Here is a 13,365-nt window from a genome sequence, read left to right on the forward strand (position 1 = left end):
ATAGCGTTTATTGCGCTATAGCGCACGACAGCTTCCTTCCTCTGACGCTATAACGCCGTACGCACAACGCCATAAAGAGCCTCTTTCGCCATAACGCTGTACGCTCAACGCTATACCGCTTATGGTATCACCTTGTTCAGGGGGTATTCGACGATACCCGAGGCGCCGGCGCTCTTCAGCTTCGGGATGAGGTCCCGGACGGTCTTCTCGGCAATCACCACATCGATGGCATACCACCCCTGATCCGAGAGCGAGGAGACCGTGGGAGAATGCATGGCGGAGAGGAGGCTCAGCACTTTCTTGAAAGAATGCTCGGGCACGTTCATCTTGAGCCCCACCTTCTCCTCTGCAGCGAGCGCTCCCCTCAGGAGCAGCGCGATGTTCTCCATCTTCTGCCGCTTCCATTTGTCCTGCCAGGCCCTTTTATGCGCGATAAAGCGCGTGGTGGACTCGACCATCGTCTCGACAATGCGGAGGTTATTCGCGCGCAGGGAGGTCCCGGTCTCGGTCAGCTCCACGATCGCATCCGCCAGGTGCGGCGGCTTCACCTCGGTCGCGCCCCAGGAGAAATCGACCTCCGCCTTGATGCCCTTCCCCCTGAGATACCGTTTGGTATAGCCGACCAGCTCGGTGGCGACACGCTTGCCCTGCAGGTCCTTTATCGTCTTTATCTTCGAATCAGCGGGCACGGCGATCACCCACCGTACCGGTCTGAATCCCTCTTTGGCGTACCGCAGCTCCGCGACCTCGACGACATCGGCGTTCTGCTCGAGGATCCAGTCCTTGCCGGTCAGGCCGCAGTCGAGATGCCCGTCCTCGACATACCGCGCCATCTCCTGGGCCCTGATGAGCATGGAACCGATTTCAGGGTCATCGAAGACAGGATAGTAGGAGCGAGAGGATACGCTGATATGGTATCCCGCTTTCCTGAAGAGCTTCAGGGTAGACTCCTGCAGGCTGCCCTTGGGCAGGCCGAGCTTGAGCACCTTATCCGTGTTATTCATGATCGGTTTCCCCTCGCTTCGCTGCACTGGAATAATCGCATCCGCTACGAAGCTCCTATTTTAAAGGTTTGTAAAATAGCGTGTCAAATCCGGAAAAACAAATCCCGAGCTCCAAATTCCAAATCTCAAATGAATTCCGACTGCTGAAATTCCAAACCTGTTCTGGATCGTTCGAACGTTGAATCTTGTCCGGGACTTGGTGTTTGGAGCTTGGAATTTGTCTTCATTTTCTGTGGTCAATAACTCCCGGATGCTATAATATGGTGTCGTGACCGGAAAAGACCTCACAATCAAAGAGCAGTATCCCCTCGGCGGGTTGACGACCTTCGGCATCGGCGGTCCGGCGCGGTATTTTGCGGTCGTTACCAGCGAGGAAGAGGCGCGGGAGGCGCTCGCTTTTGCGAGACACAAGGGCATCGAGACCTTTGTCCTCGGCGGCGGCAGCAATATTCTCATCAGCGACCAGGGCTTTCCCGGGCTCGTGATACTGAACGGCATAAAGGGATTTACGAGCAGGCCGGCAGCCGGAGAGGATGATGAGGTGCTGGTTACCGCAGGCGCCGGCGAGGACTGGGATGGGTTCACGCGGCGCTGTATCGAGAGCAATCTGCAGGGCATCGAGTGCCTTTCGGGAGTGCCGGGAACCGTCGGCGCTGCCCCGGTGCAGAACATCGGGGCCTATGGCCAGAGCGCCGACAGCGTCGTCGAACAGGTGCGGGCTCTCGAGGTCGCTGCCGGAAGGGCTGTTATCTTTACCAACCAGGAGTGCTCTTTCGGCTACCGGAAGAGCCTCTTCAATTCTATCGCTGCCGGACGCTACCTGATCGTGGAGGCGACGTTCAAGCTGAAACAGAACGGCGCCCCTTCGGTTACCTACCATGACCTGAAGGCCGCCCTCTCCGGCCTGCCCGACCCTACCCTCCAGCAGGTGCGCGAGGCGGTGTTGAAAATAAGGGAGGGCAAGGGGCTGCTCGCCCTCGACGGCTATGAGCGTTTCAAGAGCGCGGGCTCCTTCTTCAAAAACCCGGTGGTCTCGGCAGAGCATTTCACCGGGGTGGAAGAGGCGGTCCGGAAAGCGGGAGGCTGCGCCAACTGGTCCTGGCCGCAGAGGTCGGGAGAGGTCAAGGTCTCTGCCGCATGCCTGATTCAGAGCGCGGGCTTTGTACGGGGCTTCAGAAAAGGGAACGTCGGCATCTCCCCGCGCCATACTCTTGCGGTAATTAATTACGGCGACGCAACCGCTGGGGAGGTGGCCGCCTTCGCCCGGCAGGTGCAGGAAGCGGTGCTCCGGCAGTTCGGCGTCGTCCTCAAACCGGAGGTCCAGTTCGTGGGCTTCACCCCTGATCTGCTCTGACGATTACCCGCCTGCAGCAAGCAGTTTCACATGGACGACATGTCGCAATCTATGTTATTCTGAGATGATATACCACAAACAAACCACGCTGGAGAGGCGGATTCATATGAGGCTGGCAACGGTTATAAAGGTCATAGGTGCGCCTTGCTCTTTTCACTCCCTCGTTGTATGCGTCGGACATTCGTTCCCTCCGTGCCGTTCCCTTCTGTTTGCGAACGAACATTTACCCCATTAAGGAGGCATGTATGTATAAAATCCTGGAAAAACAGGTTCTGAGCGATGTCACCAAGCTCATGGTGATCGAGGCCCCTCATGTAGCGCAGAAGGCGAAGGCAGGCCAGTTCATCATCGTCCGCATCGACGAAAACGGCGAGCGGATCCCCCTGACCATCGCGGACTTCGACCGCAAGGCCGGCACCATTACCATCATCTTTCAGGAGGTGGGCAAGTCCACCCTGCAGCTCGGCGCCATGAAGGCCGGCGATTCTGTCTCGACCTTTGTCGGCCCTCTCGGCCATCCCACCGAGATCGAGAACTTCGGGACCGTCGTCTGCATGGGCGGCGGCGTGGGTATCGCCCCGATCTATCCCATTGCCCGGGCACTGAAGGAGGGAGGGAACAAGGTCATCTCGATCATCGGCGCCCGCACCAAAGACCTGCTCTTCTGGGAGGACAAGATGAAGGCGGTTTCCGACGAGCTCCATATCTGCACCGATGACGGCTCCCATGGCCGCAAGGCGCTGGTCACCGAGCCGCTCAAGGAGGTCCTCGAAGATAAAAGCCGTGCCGTGGCAAAGGTCTGGGCCATCGGTCCGGCCGTTATGATGAAATTCGTCTCGCAGACTACCAAGCCCTTCGGCGTGCCGACCATCGTCAGCCTCAACACCATCATGATCGACGGCACCGGCATGTGCGGCGGCTGCCGCGTGCTCCTCGAAGACGGCGCGCAGTTCGTCTGCGTCGACGGTCCCGAGTTCGACGGCCACAAGGTGGACTGGGGCAATCTCCTTTCGCGGCTCTCCTTCTATAAGGAAGAGGAGAAGGCCGCAGTCGACCACTACAAGAATCATATCTGCAATCTCGATAAAGCAGTTGCTGAGGGAGGGAAATAAATGGCTGAGCTCGATACCAAACAGAGAATGAAAATTCCGAGGCAGCCCATGTTGCACCAGGACGAACACGTGCGCAGGGCCAACTTCGATGAGGTCGCCCTGGGCTATACCGAAGAGACCGCCAAGAAGGAGGCGGAGCGCTGCCTGCAGTGCAAAAAGCCGCTCTGTTCCGAAGGCTGTCCCGTCGGCGTCCTCATTCCCCAGTTCATAAAGGCGCTTCGCGAAGGCGATATGCCGAAGGCGGTCGAGGCGATGAAGGTAAAGAACAACCTCCCCGCGATCTGCGGCAGGGTCTGCCCCCAGGAGAGCCAGTGCGAAGGGAAGTGCATCCTCGGCAAGAAGGGCGAGCCCGTTGCCATCGGCCGGCTCGAGCGGTTCGTCGGAGACTATGAGCTGGCGCATCGCACCTGCCCGCTGAACGCCGCCCCCCCTACCGGCAAGAAAGTGGCGGTCGTCGGCACCGGCCCTGCCGGACTCACCTGCGCCGTCGATGTGGCGCGGGAGGGACATACCGTGACCATGTTCGAATCGCTCCATGGCCCGGGCGGCGTGCTGATCTACGGCATTCCCGAATTCCGGCTGCCGAAGAGCGTTGTCCACGGCGAGATCGACTATGCGGCAAAGTGTCTGGGCATCGAGATCCGGAGCGACCACGTCATCGGCCGCACCATCACCCTCGATGAGCTGCTCGCGGAATACGATGCGGTGTTCCTCGGCACCGGCGCAGGGCTGCCGTCGTTCATGCGTATCCCCGGCATCAACCTGAACGGCGTCATGTCGGCCAACGAGTTCCTCACCCGCGTCAACCTGATGAAAGGCTACCTCTTCCCGAACTACGATACGCCGGTAAAGGCAGGAAGGAAGGTCGCCGTGATCGGCGCAGGAAACGTCGCCATGGACGCCGCCCGCTGCAGCGCCCGCATACAGCACCTGCACGCACAACAGAACGGCACGCAGCCGGGCGAGGTGCATATCGTGTACCGCCGGTCGAAGGAAGAGATCCCCGCCCGTGCAGAGGAAGTGCACCATGCGATGGAAGAAGGCATCATCTTCGACCTCCTCACCAACCCGATCGAGATCATGGGCGACAGCACCGGCAAGGTCGTCGGCATGCGCTGCATCAGGATGGAGCTGGGCGAGCCCGACGCCTCGGGCAGGAGGAAGCCCGTTCCGATCGCCGGATCGGAGTTCGAGATGGAAGTGGATACGGTCATCATGGCGCTCGGCACCAACCCGAACCCGATCGTCTTCGTCGATGCAGAGGGGCTCGAGCGGACAAAGTACGGCACGGCGGTTGCGGATAACGATACGGGGAGGACGAAGAAGCAGCGCGTCTGGGCAGGCGGCGATGTCGTCACCGGCGCCGCCACCGTCATCAGCGCCATGGGCGCCGGCAAACGGGCTGCAGCGGATATCAACAAATTCCTCAAGGGTGAAGCGGCCTGGTAAGAAACAGCTTGCGCTACTCGTAGCGAAGGAAGGCCGCCACTGCACCGTGGCGGCCTTTCATTTTTGCGGCGAACCTGTACGTAATCGTCGGCCGCCTCTTATCGCGCTGCAGGAAACCTCCCTAGCGCGATCATCTTCCATAGCGCTGAACGACATCTTTCAGTTTCCCCGACGACTCCTTCAACCCCCGCACCCTCTCCATCTCTTCCATATCCTTTCGCCACTTGCACCAGCTCGCGTGCCCCTCGAGGCGTCCGCCGATTTCGTCCTCGGTTTTTTTGCAATACACACAGACCTGCCTGCCCTCAACAGTCTCCTTGAGGTATTCATTATGCTCTTCATGTCCGGCCATGACAGTCTCCTTTTCTATCTTCCCGCATAACTCGATTCTTTTACAAATGATACCACGTATCCATGTCTAATCCCACCGGGCCTAATCCCACAAGCCTGCACTCGGGGTAATCTGCCGCAAGCAAAAAAAGGCCCCGGCCCCTGTACAAGGGGCGGGGCGAGAGTTTATGGCAACGGTCAGGATGCCCTAGGTGATGCCGATGCTACACTACTGCCGCTATGCTGCTGCCGGAGCGACTGGCGAGGTCGCTGCGGGTGAGACCTTTGCTTCCTTGAGCCAGAGGAGCCTCGAACCGTTGATTACCGCGGCGTTGATCGACTCGATCAGCTCTCCCGGGTCGGCGTCGAATCCCTCTCTCCTGGCAAAGGGACTGAGCTCTACCTTGATCTTGGCAGCGCTCACGAGCTTTTTGGTATCGCTCTCCTTCGCTTCCTTCAGCTTGCTCCCCATCACTTTCGCGAGGGCTGCGAAAATATCACGATGCGTCTTCGCCTCTCCCGCGGGAGAGACGGCCGCGGCCACATACTTCAACCTGCCCGCATAATCGACCATGGTCCCTTCGGCTTCGAGCAGCGCTGCGGCGGGAAGGACAACGTCAGCCTGTTTCGCGAGGTCGGTCATATGGGAAGCCTGGACTACGAGGAAATCCCCTTTCGCCTTTTTCACCAGGGGAACCTCGCCGACGGCATAGAGGAATCCGTTTCCTCCGGACGCCATCTCCTTACAGGATTTCCCTTCCGGCGCCAGACCCATCATCAGTACGCCTTTTGCATTGCTCTCGACCGGGATCGATACGGCCGTGCCTTTTATCAGGCTTATGTTTGCCGCAGCAGGATAGAGCGCGGGCGAGGTGAGCACTACAGGGTTCTTTGCATCGGCGACCATGGCCGCCGCCGCTTCCACTGCTTCGCTCACCGCTGCCTTGGCAACGGCCTCTCCCAGCTTTTTGTCACTCGAGAGGCCTTTGGCGAGCAGCGCCTTGGCGAGCGACATGAGCGCCGCAGCCTCATCCTCCACCAGGCTCACTGCGGCGACAGAGGCTATCGAAGGCTCTGCTGCAGTAATGGTGATCAGCTTCGCCCCTCCCTGCACTCTCCTGCGGATTACCGCATCGAGGGCGGGCAGCACCCGCGTATACTGGCTGGGATTAAGGCCCACGAGCACGAAAAGATCAGCGGTATCCATATCGGCGCTCCCGGAGAGCAACGTTGCTGCATCGCCGTAGAGGCTTACCGTCGTATCCACATTCCTGGTCTTGACGACCTCCGCCGCGAACTGCTTGAGCGTGAGCGCGTCCTCGTTGAGCAGGCCGCCTGTCGCGACGAACCCGGCGTTCTTGCCCGCCTTCTTCAGCTCGGCGGCGACAAGGTCGAGGGCGTCCTTCCAGGTCGTCTCGACCAGGGCGCCGCCCACGCGCTTCATCGGCGACGTCACCCTGCTGTCCGCCGCTATGCAATCGAAGCCGAACCGGCCGTATGCGCAGATGAACCGCTCGGAGGAACCGTCGGCAGCTCCGGACTTAACCTTGGCGACCGAGCCCTCCTTCGTGCTGACGGTGATATCGCAGCCGTTGCCGCAGAGGAGGCAGACCGAGCTCACCTTCTCGTACTCCCATTCCCTGCCTTTGCGCGTCCGGTCGGCCTCGAGCAGGGCGTTGACCGGGCAGGCGTCGACACAGCTGCCGCAGAAGGTGCAGCCCGACTCCTGGAGCGGCTTGTCGTTGGCCGTCGCCACTTTCGAGCCCACTCCCCTTCCCATGAACTCGAGCACATTCGTCCCCTGGTTCTTGCAGACCCGGACGCATCTGCCGCAGAGCACGCAGTAGTCGGGATCGCGCTTGATGAAGGGGTTCGCCTCGTCAACGGCAAAGCCGAACTTCTTCCTGGTGAAGCTCGATTCCTTTATCCCGAAATCGTAGGCATACTGCTGGAGCGTGCAGACGCCCGCCTTGGTGCAGGTCATGCAGTCGAGCGGGTGCATCGAGAGGATGAGATCGACGACGAACTTCCTTATCTCCTGCACCTTCTCCGTATTCGTATTGACCGACATGCCCTCTTTGACCTTCGTGGTGCAGGCGATCATGGGGGCCTTCATGCCCTCGACCTCGACGAGGCACATGCGGCAGGCGCCGATGCCTTTCATCCCCTTGAGGTAGCAGAGATTGGGGATATTGATGCCGCCCCGTGCTGCGGCATCAATGAGATTTGAGCCCTCGGGGGCCGTTACCCTCTTTCCATCTATCGTAACCGTTACCATGTTCGCCATCTAACCTCTCCTCCTTAAATATGCTCGCTAACGCAGCGCCTTATACTGCTGCCGGCTCGCCCGCACCCACGGTGCCCTTGACGATCGCTCCTGTCGGGCATACCGTAATGCATTCGCCGCAGCGGGTGCACCGCTTCTGCCGTATCTCGTAGGCCGGATAATTGTTGAAATAGGGCTTCCTCTTCTCTCCGACGATAGCGCTGTATTTACAGACCTCTTTGCAGGCATTGCACATGATGCAGTCGTCCGGGGCCACGCGGTACTCTACGAGGACCGAGCATTCTCCGGCGCTGCACCGCCCCGCACCATGCTCCGCAAAGGCGCCTTTCTCCATCCACTCGAGGATGAACTTGGCCGTATCCTTGCCCTTCTTGCACATGGACGCCTCGGCCATGTCGGCGGCGATCCGCTTGAGCGCGGCGAGGTCTTCCTCGGAGCCCCGGCCCTCGGCGATCTGCTGCAGCCGGATTCTCGCCTCGTAGCTTCCGAACGCGCAGGGAAAGCACCTGCCGCACATCGGCCCGGCGAGAAAGCCGGTGATGTAGGCGAGCGCCTTCTGCACGGCGCAACTCCTCGCTTCGGCCGCGTTTTTTATATCCTCTACCTTCAGCTCTTTCTCTTCAGTCATAATACCGTCCTTCTAGTACATGTCTTCTGCCATGTAGACAATCTCGGGGAGCACGTAGGAGACCAGGTCCCGGTAGGTGATCATGCCGAGTATCCGGTCGCCGTCGACCACCGGCAGGTGCCGTCTCTTCTTGTTCGCGATGACCGATATGGCGGCGCTGATCTCTGTCGAGGCGTCGAAGGTGATGAGATCGCGGCTCATGACCTCCTCGATGGGCCGGTTGGCGAAGGACATATCCTTGCTGAAGTGGCGCACCACGTCTCTCTCGGTGAACATGCCGACGAGCCGGTTGGATTTATCGACCACCATTACGGCGCTCACGTTCCTGTCCTGCATGATCCTGATCGCGTCGGCAACCTTATGATCCTGCGTAATGGCGAATATCTCATAGGGCTTGGATGCTAAAATATCTCCCAGGGTCATCTTTGCTCTCCTCTCTATGATGTCTATGCTCTCGGGAGGTATCTTGAACTCCTCCTCGAGCTTCAGGTGGCGCTCCTTCCGGATCTTCACCGCGCCGATCGGGCACGCGTTGTAGCAGGCCTTGCACTTCGTGCAGTACGCGTGATCGATGAAGTACTTATCCCGCGTCTCCTTGACCGCATCGAAGGCGCAAGCCTCTTTGCAGAGCCCGCATCTGAAGCACTCGGCGAGATTAATGACGAAGACCCCCATGCCGCTGCAGACATTCGCCCTGCAGTAATTGTCATAGAGGTGCTCTTCGTACTCCTCGCGAAAATACTTGATGGTGCTCAACACTGGGTTGGGAGCGCTCTGGCCGAGGCCGCAGAGCGAACCTTCCTGTATGTGCTTGCCGAGATGAATCAACCGCTCGATATCGCCGTGCCGGCCCTCTCCCCTGGTAAGCCGTTCCATGATCTGGAGCATCTGGTAGGTGCCGATCCTGCAGGGCGGGCACTTGCCGCACGATTCCGAGTAGGTGAAGGAGAGGAAGTATTTCGCTACATCGACCATGCAGGTGTCCTCGTCCATGACCACCATGCCGCCCGAGCCCATCATCGAGCCCACTTTGGAGAGCGAGTCGAAATCGACCGGCAGATCGAGATGACTCGCCGGGATGCAGCCGCCGGAGGGGCCGCCGGTCTGGACCGCCTTGAACGCCCTGCCCTCGAGAATCCCGCCGCCGATATCGAAGATGATCTCCCGCAGGGTCATGCCCATGGGGACCTCCACGAGACCGGTGTTCCTGACCTTGCCCGTAAGTGCGAAGACCTTCGTGCCCGGCGAGGTTGCCGTGCCGATGCTCCGGAACCAGTCCGCGCCCTTTTCGATGATAGGGGGAACGCAGGCATAGGTCTCTATATTGTTCAGGTTGCTCGGGTAGCCCCATACACCGCCTCCGGGCTCGGAGAGGCGCGGCGGACGCGGCCTCGGGAACCCCCGCTCGCCCTCGATCGAGGCGACGAGCGCCGTGGACTCGCCACAGACAAAGGCCCCTGCGCCCTCGCGCACATCGAGGTGGAAGCTGAAGCCCGTGCCGAGAATATTCTGCCCGAGGAGCCCCAGCTCCCCGGCTTGACGAATTGCGTGCTTGAGGTTCTTGACTGCAAGGGGATACTCGTGCCGCACATAGACGAAGCCGTACTGCGCACCCATGGCATAGGCGCAGAGGAGCATGCCCTCGAAGAGGCTGTGGGGATCGCCTTCCATGATCGAGCGGTCCATGAACGCTCCCGGGTCCCCCTCGTCGCCGTTGGCGATGACGAACTTCACGCTGCCCGGCGCGCCCTTCGAGTGTTTCCATTTCTTACCGGCCGGGAAGCCTGCACCGCCTCTTCCCCTGAGGTTCGCCCTATCGACCTCTTCCAGCACCTCATCGGGGCTCATCCCGGAAAGCGCCTTTTCGAGGCCCTTGTAGCCGCCGACCGCGATATAGTGATAGATGTTCGTCGGGTCGATCTTGTCGTTGTTCCTGAGGGCGATGCGGACCTGTTTCTTGTAGAACGGAAGGTCCATCATCTCCAGGGTGGGGTCGGATTGAATGTCCTCCCGGTAGAGCGCCTGCCGGAAGGGTATCCCGTGGAGGAAGGTATGGCTCAGGAGACCCGAAGCATGCTCGGGCTTCACCCGCTGGTAGAAGATGTCCTGCGGCTCCGCCTTCATCACCGGGCCCTTCTGGCACATGCCCTGGCAGCCGGTCTTGACGATCTCGATAGCAGCGCCCCGCGCCTTTGCCTCGTTTTCGAGGGCGCTGATCACTTTGTGCGAGCCGGAGGCGGTGCAGGCAGTCCCACAGCATACCCGCGCCCGCGCCCGATCCGGTAAGAACAGTTCAGAAGCAAGCCTCTCCCTAAGCTTTTTCAAATCACCGATACTCGTCAACCGTTCCATCCCGACCCCGCTTACTGCTTCACCCTGTTGATGATCTCATCCACTTTCTGGGAGCCTACCTCGCCGAGCACCTCTTCGTTCACGGTAACCACCGGGGCCAGCCCGCAGCATCCCACGCATCCGACCGTCTCCAGGGTCATCGAGCGATCGGCTGTCGTTTCTCCCTCTTTTACCCCGAACTCTTCCTCGAGCGCCTTGAGGACCTTGGAGGCGCCTCGCACATGGCAGGCCGTGCCCACGCAGACACAGACGATATTCTTTCCCCTCGGCTTGAAATAGAAATGTTTATAGAACGATGCCGCGCTGTACACCTCGGCCAGAGGGATGTCCAGGTTCTTCGAAAGCTCCTTCAGCTTCTCTTCAGGGAGGTAGTTGTGCTCTTTCTGTATCTGCTGAAAGGCATGGATAAGCAAGCCCTTCTTCTTCTGGCCCGCGGTGAGGACGTCGCCTATGCCCCCGTAGTGTGCATCTATGTTGAGCTCCTGTGCCTTCATTCGTTCCTCCCGACTTCTCGTCTATGCTGCCCCTTTCGCTCCTAATGCCACGGCTCCGCTGTTAAAGGGGTTTAGGATAGAATTTACCATACCGGCGCAAAAGAATCAACAAAACAATAGTCATATTAAGTTTTTTAATCAGATCGTTACGTTTAGTAACGCCTAGTTACCCACGCAGGTAACATAGAGAGGGGCCGGCCTCTCGCCGGCAAACGGCAGGCACAAGCAGTAACGGCAGCAGTTAGCGGAAAAAAGAATACGCCAAAATCAGAAAAAAGGCCGCTGCGGCAGTCTCCCGCCGCAGCGGCTCAATAAAGCAAGGGCTAAAACCCGGTGCTAAAGGCCCTGATGGCCTCTCGGCCTCTCCATCTCGCGGCGCGCCGCCATGTCGAGGAGCACCTTCTCGGTGCCGAACTTGCCCGGCTCGTACTTCTTCAGCTTGAGGCCCTCCCTCGCCGAATCGATGTACTTGAGGGTCAGGGCAAGGATCTTCTCCGGATCGGGCTCGAAGTGGAATGCGCCTCTGAACCGCTCCATCCAGACCTCGGTCATGATCCTGGTGACCTCCTTGCTCGCCGACGCTATGTTTTCACCGCCGAATATGACGGGTATGCCCGAAGCAACAGCGTAGCAGCCTATCGCAACAGCCTTCTCGGACATCCACTCGGGGGCGATGCCCACTGCAGGCATGCCGCCTATCTCGTCCGAGAGACCGCCCTCGGCAGCCATGGCGCTCGCGATGGTCAGGATTCTCGAGTTATCGACGCAGGCGCCGAGATTCAGTATCGGGGGCATTCCAGTCGCTTCGCAGACCTCCCTCAGGCCGGGGCCGGCGAGCTCATACGCCTGCTCGGGCGTCACCAGGCCCGCCATGCCGCAGGCATGAGAGCCGCAGCCGGTAGTGACGACCAGGACATCCTGCCTGATGAGCTCCTTGATCAGGTAGTTGTGGACAGCCGTTGCCGGGAACCTGGTGTTGTCGCACCCGACGACGCCGGCGATACCCCTGATCCTGCCCGCCATGATCGCGTCGTTCAGGGGCCGGAAGGACGCCCTCCACTTTCCGCCGAGCATGTACTCGATATACTCGTGGGAGAACCCGGTCACCATCGTGTACTTGTCCTTCTGGTCGCGCTTGCCGTAGGTCGTCCTGTTCGGGAAGTTATCGATCGCCGCCCTGATCACGTTCCGGGCATGCTCCATTGCCCTCGACTCATCGACATAGGGCATGGCGACAGCGCCCTTTATGTGCGCCTTCGGCGATGTGGTAATGATCTTGGTGTGGAACTTCTCTGCCGCCTTGACGACCGACGGCATGATGCACTGGACATCGACGGTCATGGCATCCACCAGGCCAGTGAAGATCGCCAGCTCCTGGTTCGTGAAGCCGCCCATGGTCGGGACGCCGTGCCTGACCAGGATCTCGTTGGCGGTACAGCACATGCCGGCGAGATTGATTCCCTTCGCGCCCTTCGATTTCGCATACGCGATCATGTCGGGCTCGTTCACCGCCTCGGCCATCTTCTCGGCGAGGGTCGGCTCATGGCCGTGGACCACGACATTGACCTTGTCCTCCTCGAAGACGCCGAAGCCCGCCTCTCCCCTGAGGGGCTGGGGAGTGCCGAAAAGGATATCGGTGATATCGGTAGCGATCATCGAGCCGATCCAGCCGTCGGCAAGGGCCGTCCTGAGGCCGTGCAGCAGGATGTGATCCGCATCGATATCGACGCCGGTATGGGTGCGGTGCATCATCTCGACAATCTCCCTCTGGGCGCCGCGGGGGACGATGCCCCACTTTCTCCAGCGCTCCTGGGTCTTCTTCGGCGCCCTGCTGACGTAGCTCGCCTCGCCGCTCTGGCGGGTGAAGTCCTCGACGAACCGCTTCGCCACGTCCTTGGCGACATCGCTCACCGGCCTGCCCTCGAACTCGATGTCGAGATAGCCGGCTACTCTATAGAGCTTCCGTACGTCCTTGATCTGGTAATCCTTCGTATGGCCTTCGGCAACAGCCAGGAGGGTCATCGCCATATCGAGGCCGTGGTCGGTGTGCGCCGCGGAACCCGCAGCGATCATACGGGCGACGTTCCGTGCGACGACGGTCGCGACCGTTGCGCCGCAGACGCCGCAGACCTCTTCTTCGGCGTTCTTGCCCACGAGCCTGCAGGGCCCCATGCTGCAGAGCTTGCAGCAGGCGCCGCTGTTGCCGATGGGGCAGGGTTTCATTTTATCGGCCCTGTCGAAACAGGTCTCTATATTCTGCTCCTTGGCCCACTTCAGGATAGCAGCGGACTGGGGGTTGGCAGTGCTTGAGGTTTTTTCACCTTTCTTCTCCATTGTCAATTCCTCCTTGAATCT

At 59.9% G+C, this 13,365-nt stretch carries 10 protein-coding genes; 3 read left to right on the forward strand and 7 right to left on the reverse strand.

From position 1 onward, the window contains the following. Positions 1-119: 119 nt before the first annotated feature. Positions 120-1,004, reverse strand: coding sequence for an ATP phosphoribosyltransferase (gene hisG, locus AB1805_06785; protein MEW5745123.1), 885 nt, complete (start codon positions 1,002-1,004; stop codon positions 120-122). A 268-nt stretch (positions 1,005-1,272) separates the two neighbouring features. Here hisG and AB1805_06790 point away from each other — a divergent pair, with 268 nt between their 5' ends. The 3 genes from AB1805_06790 to gltA all read left to right on the forward strand — a co-directional run bounded on the left by AB1805_06790 (position 1,273) and on the right by gltA (position 4,919). After that, complete coding sequence (locus AB1805_06790; GenBank protein ID MEW5745124.1) at positions 1,273-2,358, forward strand: UDP-N-acetylmuramate dehydrogenase; 1,086 nt, start codon at positions 1,273-1,275, stop codon at positions 2,356-2,358. Positions 2,359-2,603: 245 nt separating this feature from the next. Then, positions 2,604-3,470: a sulfide/dihydroorotate dehydrogenase-like FAD/NAD-binding protein gene (locus AB1805_06795; protein MEW5745125.1), complete on the forward strand. Its 867-nt coding sequence runs from the start codon at positions 2,604-2,606 to the stop codon at positions 3,468-3,470. A gap of 27 nt (positions 3,471-3,497) precedes the next feature. After that, positions 3,498-4,919, forward strand: a complete 1,422-nt coding sequence (gltA, locus tag AB1805_06800) for an NADPH-dependent glutamate synthase (GenBank protein MEW5745126.1) — start codon at positions 3,498-3,500, stop codon at positions 4,917-4,919. A gap of 130 nt (positions 4,920-5,049) precedes the next feature. Here gltA and AB1805_06805 read toward each other — a convergent pair whose 3' ends face one another. The 6 genes from AB1805_06805 to cooS all read right to left on the reverse strand — a co-directional run bounded on the left by AB1805_06805 (position 5,050) and on the right by cooS (position 13,344). Next, the gene (locus tag AB1805_06805) at positions 5,050-5,271 is read right to left on the reverse strand and encodes a hypothetical protein (GenBank protein MEW5745127.1); all 222 of its coding nucleotides are present in this window, start codon (positions 5,269-5,271) and stop codon (positions 5,050-5,052) included. 216 nt (positions 5,272-5,487) lie between these two features. Then, complete coding sequence (locus AB1805_06810) at positions 5,488-7,536, reverse strand: molybdopterin-dependent oxidoreductase (protein ID MEW5745128.1); 2,049 nt, start codon at positions 7,534-7,536, stop codon at positions 5,488-5,490. A 40-nt stretch (positions 7,537-7,576) separates the two neighbouring features. Then, positions 7,577-8,164, reverse strand: coding sequence for an NADH-ubiquinone oxidoreductase-F iron-sulfur binding region domain-containing protein (locus AB1805_06815; protein MEW5745129.1), 588 nt, complete (start codon positions 8,162-8,164; stop codon positions 7,577-7,579). A gap of 12 nt (positions 8,165-8,176) precedes the next feature. Then, entirely contained in the window at positions 8,177-10,516 is a 2,340-nt protein-coding gene (locus tag AB1805_06820) for an NADH-ubiquinone oxidoreductase-F iron-sulfur binding region domain-containing protein (protein MEW5745130.1), read from the reverse strand. A gap of 11 nt (positions 10,517-10,527) precedes the next feature. Beyond that, a complete protein-coding gene (locus AB1805_06825) occupies positions 10,528-11,010 on the reverse strand; it encodes an NAD(P)H-dependent oxidoreductase subunit E (GenBank protein MEW5745131.1) in 483 nt (160 codons plus the stop codon). A 336-nt stretch (positions 11,011-11,346) separates the two neighbouring features. After that, a complete protein-coding gene (gene cooS / locus AB1805_06830; GenBank protein MEW5745132.1) occupies positions 11,347-13,344 on the reverse strand; it encodes an anaerobic carbon-monoxide dehydrogenase catalytic subunit in 1,998 nt (665 codons plus the stop codon). Positions 13,345-13,365 lie beyond the last annotated feature (21 nt).

Source organism: Nitrospirota bacterium (assembly GCA_040752355.1).
Lineage (GTDB): Bacteria > Nitrospirota > Thermodesulfovibrionia > Thermodesulfovibrionales > Dissulfurispiraceae > JBFMCP01.